This window comes from Micavibrio aeruginosavorus EPB (assembly GCF_000348745.1).
GTDB lineage: Bacteria > Pseudomonadota > Alphaproteobacteria > Micavibrionales > Micavibrionaceae > Micavibrio > Micavibrio aeruginosavorus_A.
This window is the reverse complement of the sequence record NC_020812.1, coordinates 478,657-496,582: the sequence shown is the minus strand read 5'-3', so window position 1 is coordinate 496,582 and position 17,926 is coordinate 478,657. Positions and strand designations below refer to the sequence as shown.

The window sequence follows — 17,926 nt, the reverse complement described above, 5'->3', positions numbered from 1 at the left end:
TAAAAAAAGCTGAAGATATGAAAATGAACCTATTCCGCCGCGTCCGGAACGCTCTGTACAGGCTGTTGCGCTGATTGTTGCGCGGGCGTTTTCGGCGGATAACGATGCACGAACGGCCAGACCAGTTGCTGCACAAATCCCGGCGGCATTGTTTCCTTGATCCCAATATTGACGGGCGGGCGACGATCTTCGTTGAACCATGTCCCGAAAACCCAATCCCACAGCATGATATTTTCACCGAAATTTTTATCCCCTTCGCGCAGATCCTTGCTGTGGTGCCAGCGGTGCAATTCCGGCGTATTGAAAAGATAGGATAAAAACCCGAAGCGCATTTCAACATTACAATGGGTCAGCATGCCGCAATACGCGGTGATGGCCGACACCCACGACATCACCTCCAACGGCGCGCCCAGAAGGGTGAGAATACCAAGCCCCAGAACAACGCTTTTGAATGAATCGATAAAATGGAACCGCCCGGTATTGACGATCCACAACCGTGTGACGCTGTGGTGAATGGCGTGGAAACGCCACATCGGGCGCCATTTGTGCGCGATGTGGTGCCCCCAATACAAACCAAATTCCGCCGCCACAATGCCCATCAGAATTTGGCCCCACATTGGCCAGTCCCGCGGCCAGATTCCGTGCCCCGGTTCCGCCATCGGCGTGATGTAATTGGTGATACCAATAACCGATGCAAAGACGATGCAGCTCTGCACCGTTCCCTTGGTCACCAGCGTGTGGGCAATATTGGCGAAGGTCTGGCCATCATTTTCGTTCCATTCGCGTTCATGCGGCATGACCCGTTCCAGAACCAGAAGGATCGCCGCCATGGTAAAATACGCAATGGTGAAGACCAGCGCAGGGCGATCAATGGCAAACCCATACGCCGTCGCGGCAATACACGTCACCATTAAAAACGGCCACGTGACCCAGGACAGGAATATACGCAGATTCGCAGGAATGGTTTGCATGGTTCGCCCCAACCGTTTTGAACAGCCATTGTAATCGCGAACCAAATTACCGCACAGGCGGCAGCAGGAAAAGGGGATTTAGTGCACGGCCGCGTGATTTGCAACCAGAAGCACAATCAGGTTGAACATAAACAACGCCGTTGCCACGCCCAAGATACGCGCATTACGGATTTTTTTCGTGTCGCACGGCGGGTGTTCACATCCGGTGTCATGGCAATCAAATCGGGTGCTGGCCCATTGTGCCACCCACCCCAACGTCAGCATCACACCTGAGAAAATCACAAGTCCGGTTTCATACCCGTGAACAACATGGTGAACATGGTCCAACGCCGGCAACACGCCCGACAGCAAGCCCAGCCCGACAATAACGGACAGGAAACTGACCGCCAGCGGCAGGCCACAACAGAAAATGTGCCCAACGAAGGTGAACAGAACGACCCAATGGACAAGGCGGTGGAACAGATCCATGACAAAAACCCTTTAAAATCAGGCCCGCACCATAGCCATTTTCGATAAAAAAGTGAACTTTTTTATCGCGCCCGGCTTATGTTGAGGGACCTACCGGGTAATATATTGATTTCATTCGCATTAAATCAAGGGAGGCTCAGCTATACTTCGCAATTGCCTCGGCCACGACGCGCTTTAATTCGTCCGCCAACGGGTGCTTCATCCCTTTGAGGTTTTCGCGGTAGGCCACCTGCATCACATCAACATGCGCTTGGACAATTGTGGCCTGTTCCGGCTGGCTGAGATCGGTGTCCAGAATATAATCCCGCAAGGATGTGCCGAAATAGGACATCAGCTCATACCCGAATGTTCCGGCCAGATCCTTAATCTTGTTCGCCGTGTTCGACATCAGCGCGGCATGATCCGCACGCGCGTTGCTGTCCATCTGTTTCGTTTCACTCCACAGACGATCCAGTTCCTCCAACGACTTCTTAATTTCGTTGGGGTACATATCGGACATCTTTTGAATGACAATATTGGCGCGATTGACCGCCGTTGCATCAAACCGCCCCGGACCGCCCTTTGGGTCACCGCCCGCCTTGACCTTCAATTTGTTGGCGCGCTTGTAAATTTCAATCTTTGGTGTGTCGTCGCTCATGATGCACTCTGTACCGATTCAACATGGGTTACCATTTTTTCCGCCGTCAAAACACGGCGGCATTTTCCCCGAATGTCCTTGATCCGCCGCCTGCGATCTGGCCCGAAATAGCTGGGTGCTTTTACAAACGGGCGCGGATGGTCAATGATTCCCAGTAAACGATTGGCCAGTTTTTCACCCGACAGCGGTTTGACCAAAATTTCATTGGCCCCCATGTCGCGGGCGGCAAAAATCGTTTCTTCGCTGGTAAAGGCCGAGACCAGAATAACAGGCATAAATTTGATATGTTCGTTTTTGTGATCGCGCATCCATTTGATCAGATCACGCCCCGATCCGCCCGGCATCATCCAGTCGGTCAGAACCATATCAATCGGGCGAACGGCCCCGCCGGACACACACGACATGTTCAACATGGTTTGAGCTTCACGGGCATTGTCGCACACCGTGATATTGCCCACGCCGAAGGCCTTGAGCATCGAACTGATCAAGCCCTGCATGAAATCATAATCTTCCACGACAAGGACAGAGAAATCCCTGAGGGTATAGGTCGCCGCGCGCCCGGGTTGTAAATCCATATTCTGCATGACTTCAAAAACCAAAAAAGAAATTACTTATAATTTCAACCATGGTAACGCAGACACTCGAAATTGCAATCGCTCTGTTTGCAAAATGCAACACACACACTGTCGCCCGACCCTTAATATCGAGCTAATCCGCCCCGCCCGCCGCGGGCGTGATCAGTTGCAGGTCAATACCGCCGGGGAACAAATCATCGCCCTCAACGGTGACGGTCTGGGGCGGCACGTCGACGCCATAGGCCGGATCCGCCCGCACGGTATAGGTGCCGGGGGCGACAAATTCAAAGGTGTAATACCCATCATAGGCACTGTCCGTCGTCATGACGACACCGCCGTCCTTGTTGACCAGCTCCAGCCGCATGCCCTGCACCGGGGTGCCATCAGGCCGTGCGACCATACCGTCGATGGCACCTGTCACAACAACCGGAAAATCAAAGGACGGCACCACACCGGGGCGCAGGAATACACTGAACCCCTCACTGCCCGAGCGATAATAGGGATCCTCCAGACTGCCATCATCCAGCATCACATTGCTGAGGCGATAGGCCGTGCCATAATTAATCGTTTGCCCGTATTCATCGGTTTCATTGGCCCCGTTGTAACTGCCCACCATAATCTGGGCATGTTGCAACGGTTGCTCACCCTCATCAAACAAGCCGTCGCCGTCCTGATCCAGGAACACGCGCCCGCGCACCGGGGCCACCGCAGATTGGCGGTCCGACGTCATCGTGTAATTGCCGTTCGGCCCCAACGGGGCCAGGGCCGTTGACGCCCGCATCAGGACGCTGAACCCTTCATCCTGTTGCCATCGGCTCTCCACGCTGCCCAGGAATTTTTCAAAGTCATAGCCCAGTTGAACCCCGACGGATGATTGCGATTCCACAAAATTGTGATTGAGGTTTAGGGCCGCGAAAAACCCTTCCGGTTCGCTGTAGCGCAATTCATTCTGAACATTGGTGATATCGCGTTCCGGGAAAATATCGTAATCTAACTGCGATCGCAGAAGCCAGCGTTGTTGGCGCACGTTCACACTCACCTGCCCCGTCGACGTGGAATGGCTACCATCCGTCAACGACGTTGTCGTTGTGTTCCCCAAACGCACACCGGCAAAAGACAGGCTTTGTCGCGTCCGGTATGATGTACGGGTATCGCCAATTTTGTTTTCTTCTTCCCGCGCATTCAGGCCCAACGTCAACAGCCCAAAGGGTAATTTAAAATTCCGGGATAAATCCCCTTCATGATCACGCTTCAAGGCTCCATCGCCAAAGCCCGCATCCGCACTTTCAAAATCGTTGTACAAAGCGGTGCGCAGGGCCACATTGACGCCCTTCCATTCGGTGTTATAGCGCAAATCAATCGCCTGCCCCCCGTCCAGTTGCTTATACCCCTCCGCCTGAAACAGACCGAGGGCCGTGGACAGGGCCGCGCCGCCCGTCACGTAATTATGCGTATCGTCATCGCGTGTCGGTGTTTGCGATGTGGTGGCAAATACGGTCAGCCCCCGCGTCAATCCGTAAGACGCCCGCCCGCTATAAGCGACCCCCTCGGGATTATCCACGTTATCATCGCTCAGGCGGATCAAATCCTCGTTCGCATCAACGGCGGACAGGCTGTATTGAAACTGTCCCGGCTCAACCATACCGGACCCAAAGGAATAATTTTCAATCCGCTCACGAATTTGTCCCTGCGGCCCATAAAACACCAAGCGAATGCGGTTATTGCCGAAATTCAATGGAACATCTTCAAAGCGATACTCGCCGCGCGCATCAACAATTTGGAAATCCAGCAATTCACCGTTCCGGTATAATTCCACTTCCCACCCCGGCGTGCCGATCCCCTCGACCGTCGTGATGTCGTATTCACCGTCACGGGCGCGATCCGTTGACGTCACATACACGCCCCGCCCGGATGTTCCGTTTTCAATCAATGTCGAATGGCGGGCCCGCGTATCGCCCCATTCAACATGGCGAATCCCGGCGAACAGAGAATCTTCGCCCTGCGCTTCGCGGGAAAAGCGCAGGCGGATATTATCCGGCTCTTCCAGTTCCCCGTTTTTATAACCGAGCGTGGTTGTGTAATCCGCCTGAAAATACCCCAGATCATTCACACCGGTCAGGCGCAACGTCCCCGTCGTATCATCTTCATCGCTATCATAGCCCCATTCGGTGTCCAGATCGACAAAGGGCAGGCTGAATGCGCGATAGGGCGTTGGCACAAAAGGCAGATCCGATCGTTTGGCGGCCAGACGCGTTTTGCGCATTTCCAATTGCATTTCGCGCTTATCCTGCCGCTCCATTTTCTGCATGAAGGGTAGTTTTTGATCCGATGAAACCTCGACCGCCAGCATGGAAATATTGATTCCCAATTCCACCGGCCAGATTTTATTCAGCACACCAATTTCAACGTACATATCCGTGGAATCGACTGCGTCACCAGACAAAACATCGAGATCACCGAGCGTTTCACGTTTCCCAGCCACTTCGAATGTTTTACGTTCGACATCAATGCTGAATGTACGCCCCTCTTCCAACGCCCAGCCGGATACAACACCGCGCCCCAGATCAGATTCGACACCAAAATCAAAAAGATTGGCCAACGTCACAACCGGCAGATAAAACCGCACATCGTTTTGATATGCGATGATGCCGGACGACAGAACATAGGGCGGGACCATAACGGAAAAAATTAATTCCTCCGGCCCGTCGATGTAATAACCATCATCCTGTGCACCAGCATTCCGCGCCACGACCATGGCACAGGACATGAGCGCAACCCCGAACACCAGGGCACGTGTAATGGAATACAATTGTGATCGTTTTAACCCGGACAAAATGGCGTAATTCAAAAATTCAGAGCGTGATAAAAATCCGCCGGACTGGCGACGAAAGCCCCCGGACACACCAGGAACGATTTGCGATTCTAGCATGATTTTCAAAGGCTTCACAAAGCACGCAAGCCCTTTTACGCAGGTTGTAGACAAGAAAAAACCCGCCTGAATCGAGCGGGTTTTTATTCGGTAATAAACGCTTCAGCCCCAGCGCCGCGCAAGCGGCCGGAGAATTTAAGGAACGGCGACTTGCGCCTGCGCAATCACGCCGCCTTTGTACTGGGCATCCCCCGCTTCGGCGCGATAAATTACATCCATCGTCGCGCAACCACCAAAGCCCTCTTTCGGAACGGGCATGTTTAAGCGCACTGTCCGCGTTGCCAATTCCGTGTAAACTGCAATACCCCGCACCTGATGCAGGGTTTTACCGTTGCAGGAAAATTCAACATCACCATACAGGCTGCGATTGCCCTCGCGATTGATATCCATGGTCACGGCGATACGCTCACCATTCCGGGTCGCCTTGGTGTTGGTCATGGTCGCGGAGACATTCATGGGACCCACCCGCACAAAAACCGGCAAGGTTACACCGGCCAGCATTTTAATCTGCACACTCGGGCCGGCGCTGGTATTATCTTGCGGAGCGGGATCGAATTTTGCCGTTTCCGCCTCGGGTCTGATCCAGAAATGGGACCGATATTCACCATCCGCAATATCTTTCGGCTTGTTCAACATCAGGCGCACCTGTTGCGACCCACCCGCCGGAATCGTTACGCGGCGCGGGGAAAAGCGCACCATGCTGTCCGCACTTTTTAACGCTGGATCCTGCACACCGTCCTCCAGCGTTTCCAGACCATCGCTTTGCGTCATTCGCATGGTTTTGAAACCTAAGCGGTAAACCTGTTCTTCGGCTGTGTTGTTGATGATGGTCAAATCCGCCGTGCGTTGTGATCCTTCGAACATCACACGTTTCATGGTCAGGCGGATCGCCTGCGCATCATTGGCAGCCAGTGTTAAGACCAGCGCCGCCGCCGTCACACACAGACCCCGCACCAGAAATTTGTGAGAGAATGATGCCTTGGGTTTTTTATTCATCAACATGACGTATCCGTTATGATCGCGCAAAAATGTGAAATGGTTTTTATAATCATGCCATTGTGCCCCACTTCATCAGGCAATTCAATGACAGCCACAGTCCCGTGATATGAAAACACGCTGTAAAACAGCGTGTTATTGATAGTTGGCATAGATCGTATTGGCCCCGGTATAGGTTCCCGTCGGCTGCCCCGTGCGGGATGTCAACGTGGCCCCGATATTGAGGAAAGCCGAACTGCCCGCGCCGCCCGGTGTAATGGTGACGCGGGGGCCGGCCTGATCCGTCATAAAATTAAATTTGCTGACCGTCATGAAATCAACGCCGTTGCTGATCTGCATGGTGTCGGCGGCCAAGGATACATTCACCGGAAACGGTGCACCACTGATGCGAATACGGCCAGCCTTCGGCGTTCCACCCGCCAGCGCCAGTCCGCCGCGCCCATCCAGACTGAGCCGGCTGGTCGACGGGTCCAGCCGCACGGCCCCGACAACATCGGGGTTGGTGATGGCAACGGTGCCAAAATTCAACGATGTATTGATGGTCACTTCGATGGATTTAATGACATTCACAAGAATGGGCAATGTCACCGTGGCCGCCATCGCCCGCACAACCCCCAGCGCCCCAACAGACATCAACGCGCCCGCCGAAACCAGAGCGGCCCCGGAACGCAGTGTCTTTCCCCATGGAGTGTGGCGTCGTGCCATAGAAGCGATCGCCTTTTCGTTTTTATGATTATTCTTTGAGAGGATCAGCCGGAGGTCTCACAACCCCCGGCTTTCATGATCCAAGAACCCGCGTTAAGACGCAAGAGTATAATAGTTTACTGATAATCTGCCGTGATATCGACAGTACCGGTGTAGGAACCAGCAGCTTCGGTTCCAGCGACAACCAGATCGGCACCAATGGTGATAGCCACAGCCGCGCCCGTTCCCGTTGTCGCATATGGGCCAGCGCCCGGCGCACCGACGGGATCATCAAAGGTAAAGTTGTTAACGGTCAGCGTATCCGTTCCGTCTGTAATCGTCCCCGGTGTACCGGTGATTTCCATGACGACCGTGTTGTCGCCCGTCACATCACAGCTACCGGATTGGATCGTCCCGCCGGGAATGATCAAGTTGGCGTTACCCGATGTGCGACCATCGGCGGTATCAATGGTCACCGTGCCCGCTTCGCCAACGGCCAGATAACCAAAGTTAAGCGTATCCGTGCAGTTGATGGTCACAGCATTCAAAATCCGTGCTTCCACATCCAATGCGTCGGTTGCCGCATCAGCCTTCTGCATCACGACACCAGAGCCGATCACAGCGACCGCAGCACCCAGCATCAGAATTTTCATCATTTTCATGGCATGGTTCCTTCAAATCATTCTTTTTGTTGTCATTCGCCACGGATCATCACAACCATGCGAATGCGGGTTCAATCAATAATCAAGAAAATGTACGCGAGAAATTTTTTACACACAGAAAGCGAGCGGCAACATACGGCCAAACCGACTCCCCGATTCGATACACAGCAGTGTGCCTGATTCGCCTGAAGAGTCATTTAAGTGAAATTTCATAATACAGGGGTTTTTTTAGATTGCAACACACGCATCCTCTGGCCCGCTCCATTCATAGCGTGATAGAGGTGGAGGAGCCCTGAACAATAAGATCAATTTTACATTATGTAATTTAAGCCCATGAGCGCGCCACGCACCGTCACCATCAACGAAGCCTTTGATATCGGCGTCCAGCATTTGCAGGCGGGCAACCTGATGGTGGCCGACCGCACGTTCCGTGACATTCTGTCCAATATGCCGGACTACTACCCGGCTCGTCACATGCTGGGCCTGACCTGTTATCACCGCGGGCAATTGCAGGACGCGGTCCACAGCCTGCGTGAAGCGGCCACACAGGCCCCGGACGATTGCGAAATCGCCAACCACCACGGCATCATGCTGTCGGAAGCGGGACAGTATGATGCGGCACTGGCCGAATATGACCGGTCCATCACCCTGAACCCTGATTATCCCGATGTCCACAGCAACCGCGCCAACACGCTGTGGATTTTAAAACGCTATGCCGAGGCCGAAGATGCCGCGCGCCGCGCCATTGCCCTGCGCTCGGACTTTGCCGATGCCTATTTGAATCTTGGCAATGCGCTGGTTGAACAAAGTCGTGCCGAAGAGGCGATTGCGGCCTGGCAAAATGCCCTGCGCATCAATCCATCCTTTTCAAATGCATGGAGCAATATTGGCAACGCCCACCGCGATCTGGGCCGATTGCACGATGCCGAAGAATCCTGCCGCAAGGCGGTTGCGCTGGATGAAAACAATGCGCAAGGCTGGTGCAATCTGGGCAACGCCGTGCGCGATCTGGGGCGGTCCGTTGAGGCCGAGGAATATTACCGCCGCGCCACCGCCATCAAACCCGATTACGCCGTGGCCCACCACAATCTGGCCATCGCGCTGATCGACCAGATGAAACTGGCCGATGCGGCTGTGTCCGCAAAATATGCCGTGACGTTCGACCCCACTTACGTCGAAGCGTGGAGCAGTATGAGCCTGGCCCTGCGCGAACTGGGCCGCCTGCGCGAAGCCGAAGATGCCGCCCGCCGCGCCGTGTCATTAAAACCGGATTCCGCCGAAGCACAGGTGGATTTTGGCGATGTCATGTTGATGGCCGAACGGTTTGATGAAGCGGAACTGGCCCTGAACGAAGCATTACGTTTAAACCCGGATTCAACGCGGGTTTATATGAAGCTGGCCGCCGCCCAGGAACGCGCCGGGCGGATTGATGATGCGTTATCATCCATCGACCGCGCCATTGCCCTCAGCCCCGAAATGCCGGACCCGTATTACCGCAAGGCCGGAATTTTGTTTATCAAAAACGATCTGGATGCCGTGCGCACGAATGTTGATCACGCGCTCGCACTCAAACCCGATTTCGCCCACGGCATCGCCATGCAGGCGGAAATTGCTTTGTCATTGGGCAACGAGAGCGAAGCGCTCGATTATATACGCCGCGCGATTGCCATGGCACCCGACATTCCGGGACCGTATCTGACCTTGGTAAAATTAAAGAAATTCGAATCCGCGGATGATGCGGATTTGATCGCCATGCATGCGCTGGAACCGCGCATCAAGCAATTCGGTCAGCAACAGGAAATCAGCCTGTATTTCGCCCTGTACAAAGCTTACGAAGATTTAAAGGACTACGACAGGGCCTTTGATTATCTGCGCCGGGGCAACGACACCAAACGCAAAACAATTTTCTTTGATATCGACGATGCCTGCAAACAACTGGACGACATTGCCCGGTTTGCAGCGCCGGCGATTGCCAAAAACCGTGGCCATGACAGCGACATCCCCGTTTTCATCGTCGGCATGCCGCGATCGGGCACAACGCTGACCGAACAAATCTTATCATCCCACCCCGATGTTTATGGTGCCGGTGAATTGCATGATTTTACCGTATGCGAACAATTGTTCGGCGGGCGCGTAACGCCGGACAATGCCGCCGATATTGGCCGCACCTATATCGACCGCATTCGCAAGCTGGATAAAACCGGTGCGGCCAAACGCATTACCGACAAAATGCCGGGCAATTTTTCGCGCATCGGCATGATTGCCGCCGCCCTGCCCAACGCCAAAATCATCCATTGCCGCCGTGACCCCATCGACACGGGCCTGTCCTGTTACAAACAGCTTTTCGCGCGCGGGCAGTATTGGAGTTACGATCTGGACGAGCTGGGCCAATATTATCAGGCGTATGAACGCATGATGCAGCATTGGCGCGACACCATTCCGGATGCGTTTATCGAGATTGATTACGAAGATACGGTCAATGATCTGGAGGCCCAGGCCCGCAAGCTGATCGATTATATCGGCTTGCCGTGGAATGATGCGTGCCTGAAGCCACACGAACATAAACGCGCCGTGATTACCGCCAGCAAGGCGCAGGTAATCAAGCCCGTTTACAAAACCGCCATCCAAAGCTGGCGGAAATACGAGTCCCATATTCACCCCCTGATCCGTCGCGTGTTCCCGTAAATGAAAAGCGTAATGGCCCAATCGTGGCCCCTCTTCCTTGGTTTTGCATTATTGATGATTGGCAACGGACTGCAGGGAACGTTGCTGGGCCTGCGCGCGACGCTTGAAAATTATGACACGACGGTGATCGGCCTGATCATGTCGTGTTATTTTGGCGGATATTTGTTGGGGTCGCTGACCACACCGAAATTGCTGGCCCGGGTCGGGCATATTCGTGTTTTTGCCGCACTGGCCGCGATGGCGTCCATCTGTATCCTGCTGCACGGGATTTTTGTCCATCCGCTGGCCTGGGGCATTATCCGGATTTTCAGTGGCCTGAGCTTTGCGGGATTGTATGTTGTTGTCGAAAGCTGGCTGAACGATCTGGCGCAATCGGGAACGCGGGGACGAATTTTGAGCATTTATATGATGCTGTCCCATGGCGGTTTGGCCGCCGGGCAATTGTTATTGCCCGTGGCCGACCCGCAACAAATGGAATTGTTCGTCATTATTGCAATCCTGATTTCGCTGGCGTTGTTGCCGATTGCGTTAATCCCGCGATCGGCCCCGAATTTCGCGGCCCCGACACGGTTGGGTTTGCGCGCATTGTTTCGCGCCTCTCCGCTTGGTGTTGTCGCGACCGCATGCGCCGGGGTTCTGGGGGCTGTTGCGCTTGGGATTGGTCCCGTTTATGCCGCGCAGACCGGATTGCAAGCCCATCAGATTGGTTTGTTTATCGCCAGCATCATTTTGGGCGGAATGATTTCGCAATTGCCCATGGGATGGTTGTCGGACCGGTTCGATCACCGGAAAATGATTTTGGCGACATCGTGCGTCGGGGCAACCATGGCCGCGCTCTGCGCCATTGGCAACCCGGCGCAGTTTCCCGGCATCCTGGCCGTTATTCTGTATGGCGGGATGGCGATGCCGCTTTATGGGTTGGCGATCACGCACACCAACGACCATTTGCGCCCCGACCAATTTGTATCGGCCAGCGCCAGCATGCTGATCTATAACGGCATTGGCGCGTGTCTGGGCCCCACCGTCGCCGCGGCATTGATGGATATGTTTGGCCCCCATGCGTTCTTCGCCTTTATCGCCGTGACCTTTGCGGCCCTGGCCGTCTTTGTCCTGCACCGCATGCGCATGCGTGCGCCCGTCCCGCTGGATGAACAGCAAAAGCTGGTCCCCATGCCACGGCAGTCCACCATCCTGACCGGGTTGTTATTCCCACGGCGGAAACCGGACGACAATCAACAATAATTATGACAAGAAAAAGCGCCAACCTTGCCCTGCCCTACGCTTTCCCGTAAGAGGATGGCGGCATGAAACTGATTTACGTTGTGACCGAAGACTGGTTTTTTTACATCCATCGCCTGCCCACCATGCGGGCGGCGGTGCGGGCCGGTTTTGACGTCACGCTGATCACCCGCGTAGACCAACACCGGGACCGGATCGAAGCCGAAGGCGTGCGCGTTATTCCCTTTCCCTTCAGCCGCAAAAGCAAAAACCCGTTCACCGCCATCGGCAATATTATCGCGCTGGCCCGGATTTACCGTCGCGAACACCCGGACATTGTTCACCACATCGCATTGAAGCCGATTTTATTCGGGTCGCTGGCCGCGTGGCTGGCGCGTGTGCCGCGCATTGTGAATGGTTATGTCGGGCTGGGCACTTTGTTTTATGCCGATATCCCCTTAACCCGCGTTTTGCGCCCACTGATCTTCCCGTTACTGCGCGCCGTTGTGAAGCACGACACGGTCTGGACCCTGTTTGAAAACAGTGACGACGCAAACCGGATGATCCGCGATCGCATGGCCGTGCCGACACGCACCACCATCATTCCCGGATCGGGCGTGAATATTGACCGGTACCAAGCCGCCCCCATGCCAGCCACCCCGCCCTTCATTTGCATGTTTGCGGGCCGCATGATTGCGATGAAGGGATTGCAGACCATCCATGATGCGTTTGCGATTTTGAAGGATACTGCGCCGCAAATCAAACTCTGGCTCTGCGGCACGCCGGACCCGGGCAATCCGGAATCATGGGATGCACAGCGCCTGACCGACTGGGCCGCGTCCAACCCGAACGTTATTTATCGCGGCTACCAAAGCGATATGGCCGCCCTGTGGCCGCAGGCGCATCTGGCCCTGCAACCCACCATTGGCGGCGAAGGCCTGCCCGTATCCCTGCTGGAGGCTGGCGCCTGTGCCCGCCCGATGATCGCCACCGACGTACCCGGATGCCGTGAAGTGGCCAAGGATGGCGTGAACGCCATTCTGATCCCCGAACAAAACCCGCACGCCTTGGCCGAGGCCATTCAGGCCTTTGCCAATGACGCCGATAAAACCACCCGCATGGGGCTGGCCAGCCGCGCATTGATCGCCGAAAAATTTTCGTCCACCCATGTGACGCAAGCCATGTATGATGTTTACACATCCCTGATCGGAACACAGGCACATGAATAAAACCATTCTCGTCACCGGCGGTGCCGGATATATCGGATCACATGTATGCTGGCGTTTGCATGACGCCGGATACACGCCGGTTGTTCTGGACAATCTGTCCACCGGGCATGAATGGGCCGTGAAATGGGGCGATCTGGTCCGGGGCGATATTGGCGATGCCGATTTAATCCGCACAATCTGCACCGATTATAAGCCCAGCGCGGTGATGCATTTTGCCGCCCTGACCGATGTGGCGCAATCCATGCGGGAACCGGATCGATTTTTTGACAACAACACCGCCCGGGCCAAAACCCTGTTCGACACCGCCGCCGATTGCGGCATCAACCATTTCGTATTTTCCAGCACCGCCGCCGTTTATGGCGTGCCCCATGCCGATGGATACGTGAACGAAGACACACCGTTGCAACCCGCCAACCCCTATGGCGAAAGCAAAATCCGTGCGGAAAACGCCTTGCGCGCCCTGGATTCCCGCGGCGTACGCTCCGTCGTTTTGCGCTATTTCAACGTGGCGGGCGCGGCCCCGGACGGCATCGGTATTGGCGAGGCGCATTGGCCGGAAACCAACCTGTTGCCCCGTGTGATTTTGTCTGGCTTGGGCTACGAAGGGCCGTTGTCCCTGTTCGGGAATGATTATGATACGCCGGACGGCACCGCCTTGCGTGACTTTATCCATGTCTGCGATCTGGCCGATGCGCATATCGCCGCCCTGCATCACATGCAGAATGGCGGAGCCAGTGACATCGTCAATCTGGGCACCGGGCATGGGTATTCGGTGAAACAAATTATTGATGCGGTTGAAACACACCTGAATAAAACCATCGACGTCCGCATCGCCCCGCGCCGCCCCGGCGACGTACCCGTGATGTTGACCCAAACAAACAAAGCCCAGCGGGTTTTAGGGTGGACCGCCACGTCCAGCCTGAATGACATTATTTCCAGCGCGGTCACATGGCACAAAAGCGCATTTTACGCCGATCTGGTCCCCAGCCTGCAAAGCCACGGAACGAAATAATTAATCTCTCAATACTGAAAAACACATGATTTACAAACCAAAACCCGCTTTTACCGAAAAAGAAAAAGAGCTGCTATATCTAGTGGCACAATTGATACTGGAGAACATGGAGCAGACCGCCCCTCAACCAAATAAACCAAGAGATATAGTCGCCCTTACAGACGATGAGGCGGAAAAATTAATACAACTTCTTCAAACGTTAGCCGAAACAAAGAAATTTCAAGAAGCCTGCTATCTAGTACAAAATCTAACCCGTCAGACTTCAGATATCGACAAGAGATTACGCGATATATACCTATACAACAGATCCACATCAGAGAAAAGACGAGTAGCGGCTAATTATAAATGGGCCGAGTTTTTAGAGCGCCTCGGCATACGCCATAGCCACAGCTTTCAGAGAAAAGCTACCCCAATGACATTGGAAAATTTTTATGAGATGGAGAAAACTCTTTTTGAAGAACTGCAACTAGATAAAAAAATTGTTGATTTATTTATGACCCTTGTAAGCGCACAAAATAAAAATCTTACCCACATCCAAGAACAAGGAGTTACCAAACTCCCCCCTCAGGGGATCATCTCGGCTATTAAGAAGCCAATTTCTGTGTTAAAGGGAAACAAACGAACCCATGGAAACACATTATCAGAGCTTGATCTCGCCTCTATTGCTATTATTGTTTCAAATTACTCTGTTCTCTTTACGACTAGGGATTGGGGCGTAGCCGGAACTCTCTCAATGTTGGCTGGTGCCCATACTTCAACTTTTATACCTCCCAAATAACCACCTTTACTCCAGGGAAATAAAAATTAAAAACCCCGGTTCGCACCGGGGTTTTTAATTGGGTTTACAACCGCGCTTTAGAACGCCGGCTTCAGGCTCGGGAACATTTTGTCGCAATCTTCGATAATCGCCTGAATGGTTTTCACACCGGCTTTCGTTTCGATCGCACAATCCACGGTGCCCGTGCCATTCGCGGCCATTGAGAATATGCAGGACTGGCTCAGAACCTTTTCATTCCCGGCATCAATATCAATCACCATATTGCCTTTGGCGTCGGCGGAAATGTCCAAGACCATGTCGCCGCTGCCTTCTACCGCTTGTCCGGTCCATGCGGACACAAATTCGCGGGCCGCGGCGGATTTGATGTCTTGCATCGCGGCCAGAGCGGCATCCTTGCCCCCTTCAACGCCATGCAGGCCATGATATTGCAGGTAAGCCAGGTCGACCTGTGCCTGAACGTTACCGGCTTCCGCCGCGCCTTTCAGCAATTCAACGCCCAGCGCCGGATCTTTCGGCAGGCCATCGGTGCCGTTCAGGAAGAACGCCGCCAGATCCTTCACGCCTTGGGCGTTTCCGGCCTGGGCCATTTTCAGGGATTCTTCCGCACACGGCGTCAAATCGGTTTCCGCCGCCATAATCACAGCGGCCTTGGCCACCGGATCAACACAGTCAACATCGGCCGCGGCAACATCCGTCTGCGGCGCGTCCGGAGCAACAGCGTCAGCAGCCGGGACATCCGCGACAGGCGCGTCCACCACCGGCGCATCAACGACCGGGGTTTCAACAACTGGGGCCTCAACAACCGGGGCGTCGACCACGGGTGCAACGGTATCCGCTGGAACCTCAATACCCATGGCCGTCCATTGGGCCACGAACTCACGCGCAGTTGCGGTATCGACCGTCATCATGGCCTTCAGCGCTTCGCCCGGATTGGCGACGAAACCTGCCTTGCCATGGAATTCCAGATAGGCCAAATCCTGAATAGCTTGTTCGTTGCCAGCCGTCGCGGCCTGTTTCAACAGATCAACGGCCATGGCCGTATCAACCGGAACACCTTCATAACCGCTCAGGAAGAACAGGCCCAAATCTTTGGTTGCCTGCGCCGAACCGGCCTGCGCCAGATGCAGCGCTTCGTCCGCACACGGGGTCAGATCATTTTCTTTCGCCAGAACTTCTGCGGCCTTGGCCACGGCATCTTCGCATTCAACATCCGTTGTCACGATGGTGTCGCCCGCGGCCGGTTCAACCGTTGCCGCATCCGGCGTCACTGCGGCTTGCGGTGCGGCGTCCGGTGTGGATGCGCTCATGTCCGGCGCACCGAAGAACGAGCCAATCAATTCATTGGCACCAAAGAACAACGCGCCACCAATCATTGACCAGCCCATGCGTTTTACAACATCCATGGTTGTCATGCTGGCTTTGCCTGTGGTCACCCGGTCATAGCCATAGCGCAAAGCGCTGGTGCCCAGGCCCGTCAAAACCCCGGTCAGGACAATCGTCGCCGCCGTCACCGCAATCGCGGGGGCCGCCACCGGCATCGCTGCCGTTAAAACCGCACCGACAACACCGAACTTTGCCAGCATCGCTGCCACGGCAAAACCCGACGCAATGTTAAACCCGATCGACAGACCTTTTTGCTTCCAGCCTTTGCGCGGCTGTGGGGCGTTGTCATTGTTATCAACATTCTGGGTGTTTGGCGTATCGGTCATTGGTGAATGTCCTTTTGATCTCTCTATTACAAACTTTTGCTTTTTATGGGCCCCGGCTTTACGGCTTTTTGCGGCCTCTTTTTACAATGTTCCGAAGGTCTATACATAAGAGCGGCGAATTATGCAAACTTTTCGTGAGATGGCTGCCCTGCAAAAAGAACATCCTTAAGGCGTGATTATTTTCTTGACATAAAGTTCAATTATGGAATATCAAGGGCGCGACTTTTAGTCCCGTAACCCAAAAGGCGGTCCCCGTTATCGTGTACCGCATGACAATAGAAGGTGAAAAAATATGAGCTTCAAGACACTGAAACTGACCGCTGCTGCCCTGGCCCTGAGCGCCGCTTTCGCCGCGCCGGCTTCCGCAACCTACTACCCGGAATATCCGGAGCAGCCGTCCACCCCGACGAGCAACGTGACAAACACCAACACGAACCAAAACAACAACACGAACACCAACGCAAATCACAACACCAATGTGAACAACAACAACTCCAGCGCAAACGCTGGTGCCGTTGCAGGTGCCGTATCGGGTTCCAACTCCAACGCTAATGCAACGGGCGGCAACGCTACGGCAAATGGCGGTAACGCCACTGCAAACGGTGGTCAAGGCGGCCAAGGTGGTGAGGGTGGTCAAGGTGGCCAATCCGCATCCAACGCCAATGCTGTCGGCGGCGACAACAACGTCAGCTTCAAAAACGAAGTGGCTGCGGCTTCTGCCATCGCCCCGTCTTTGAGCACGGTTGCAACGTCCAAATGCGCGAACGTGAAAACCAAAGTCGGCGCGATCCAAGTGATCGGCGGCGGTATCAGCCTGGGTTCTTCCGAAGCCAACAGCTCGGACAAAGACTGCCTGGCGCATGAAGAGCGCAAAGCCTACATCGAAAGCGGTGACCCGATGCTGCGCGCCATCGCAGTGCAGGAACGCGCCCAGGCCGACGAAAAAGTCGCCCAAGCCGTTCAAGCCATCCGCGAAAACGTTCAACAGAAAGCCGTAAACGGCCAACCGGTTAGCGTTCGTTCCGAAAACTGGAACCAGTTGCTGGGTATCGGCGTCAGCTTCGACAACTCCGCTGCTCCGGCTCCGGTTCAGCAAGTTGTGGCCCAACCGGTTGTTCAGCAGCAAGTTGGCTGCGGCGGTAAAGTGACCGTGAACGTAACCGAGAAAAGCGGCGGTTCCACGACCACGAAACGCTATGTGAGCCCGTGCTCCCGCCCGTAAGCGGCTAAAAACCAAGAATTGTGCAGGAAAGCGCCCGGCCCCAAGCCGGGCGCTTTTTCATTATATTTCAATAAATTAATAAATTTCCGTCGGTTTTTATTGACGGATGAATTTATATTATGGTAATTATTTGCGACCTTAAAAAACCAAA

The 17,926-nt window shown here is 54.5% G+C and carries 15 protein-coding genes; 6 read left to right on the top strand and 9 right to left on the bottom strand.

The window, feature by feature from the left end:
- Positions 1-29: 29 nt before the first annotated feature.
- From A11S_RS02230 to A11S_RS02195, 8 genes are all read right to left on the bottom strand, one after another.
- Positions 30-971, bottom strand: a complete 942-nt coding sequence (locus A11S_RS02230) for a sterol desaturase family protein (RefSeq protein ID WP_015466854.1) — start codon at positions 969-971, stop codon at positions 30-32.
- Positions 972-1,049: 78 nt separating this feature from the next.
- A complete protein-coding gene (locus A11S_RS02225; RefSeq protein ID WP_015466853.1) occupies positions 1,050-1,439 on the bottom strand; it encodes a hypothetical protein in 390 nt (129 codons plus the stop codon).
- A gap of 136 nt (positions 1,440-1,575) precedes the next feature.
- Entirely contained in the window at positions 1,576-2,076 is a 501-nt protein-coding gene (locus A11S_RS02220; RefSeq protein WP_015466852.1) for a hypothetical protein, read from the bottom strand.
- Positions 2,073-2,651 carry a response regulator gene (locus A11S_RS02215; RefSeq protein WP_148285086.1) on the bottom strand — a complete coding sequence of 193 codons (579 nt, stop codon included), beginning with the start codon at positions 2,649-2,651 and terminating at the stop codon, positions 2,073-2,075. The genes A11S_RS02220 and A11S_RS02215 overlap by 4 nt, the downstream gene beginning before the upstream one ends.
- A 133-nt stretch (positions 2,652-2,784) precedes the next feature.
- Positions 2,785-5,580 (bottom strand): carboxypeptidase regulatory-like domain-containing protein, encoded by a 2,796-nt coding sequence (locus tag A11S_RS02210; protein ID WP_235067996.1) that lies wholly within the window; start codon positions 5,578-5,580, stop codon positions 2,785-2,787.
- Positions 5,581-5,715: 135 nt separating this feature from the next.
- A complete protein-coding gene (locus A11S_RS02205) occupies positions 5,716-6,582 on the bottom strand; it encodes a fimbrial biogenesis chaperone (protein ID WP_015466849.1) in 867 nt (288 codons plus the stop codon).
- Between the two features lie 129 nt (positions 6,583-6,711).
- Entirely contained in the window at positions 6,712-7,281 is a 570-nt protein-coding gene (locus tag A11S_RS02200) for a DUF4402 domain-containing protein (RefSeq protein WP_015466848.1), read from the bottom strand.
- Positions 7,282-7,397: 116 nt separating this feature from the next.
- On the bottom strand, positions 7,398-7,922 hold the full coding sequence (locus A11S_RS02195) for a DUF4402 domain-containing protein (protein WP_015466847.1): 525 nt from the start codon (positions 7,920-7,922) through the stop codon (positions 7,398-7,400).
- A gap of 333 nt (positions 7,923-8,255) precedes the next feature.
- Here A11S_RS02195 and A11S_RS02190 point away from each other — a divergent pair, with 333 nt between their 5' ends.
- The 5 genes from A11S_RS02190 to A11S_RS02170 all read left to right on the top strand — a co-directional run bounded on the left by A11S_RS02190 (position 8,256) and on the right by A11S_RS02170 (position 14,844).
- Positions 8,256-10,607 carry a tetratricopeptide repeat-containing sulfotransferase family protein gene (locus tag A11S_RS02190; protein ID WP_015466846.1) on the top strand — a complete coding sequence of 784 codons (2,352 nt, stop codon included), beginning with the start codon at positions 8,256-8,258 and terminating at the stop codon, positions 10,605-10,607.
- A 12-nt stretch (positions 10,608-10,619) separates the two neighbouring features.
- Entirely contained in the window at positions 10,620-11,849 is a 1,230-nt protein-coding gene (locus tag A11S_RS02185) for an MFS transporter (RefSeq protein WP_148285085.1), read from the top strand.
- A gap of 62 nt (positions 11,850-11,911) precedes the next feature.
- The gene (locus A11S_RS02180) at positions 11,912-13,054 is read left to right on the top strand and encodes a glycosyltransferase family 4 protein (RefSeq protein WP_015466844.1); all 1,143 of its coding nucleotides are present in this window, start codon (positions 11,912-11,914) and stop codon (positions 13,052-13,054) included.
- A complete protein-coding gene (gene galE, locus A11S_RS02175) occupies positions 13,047-14,066 on the top strand; it encodes a UDP-glucose 4-epimerase GalE (RefSeq protein ID WP_015466843.1) in 1,020 nt (339 codons plus the stop codon). Before A11S_RS02180 ends, galE begins: the two co-directional genes overlap by 8 nt.
- A gap of 25 nt (positions 14,067-14,091) precedes the next feature.
- Complete coding sequence (locus A11S_RS02170) at positions 14,092-14,844, top strand: hypothetical protein (protein WP_015466842.1); 753 nt, start codon at positions 14,092-14,094, stop codon at positions 14,842-14,844.
- 77 nt (positions 14,845-14,921) lie between these two features.
- Here A11S_RS02170 and A11S_RS02165 read toward each other — a convergent pair whose 3' ends face one another.
- Positions 14,922-16,553 carry an SEL1-like repeat protein gene (locus tag A11S_RS02165; RefSeq protein ID WP_015466841.1) on the bottom strand — a complete coding sequence of 544 codons (1,632 nt, stop codon included), beginning with the start codon at positions 16,551-16,553 and terminating at the stop codon, positions 14,922-14,924.
- Between the two features lie 292 nt (positions 16,554-16,845).
- On the opposite strand from A11S_RS02165, the gene A11S_RS02160 reads away from it, so the two are divergent.
- Entirely contained in the window at positions 16,846-17,775 is a 930-nt protein-coding gene (locus tag A11S_RS02160; RefSeq protein WP_015466840.1) for a hypothetical protein, read from the top strand.
- Positions 17,776-17,926: the final 151 nt, after the last annotated feature.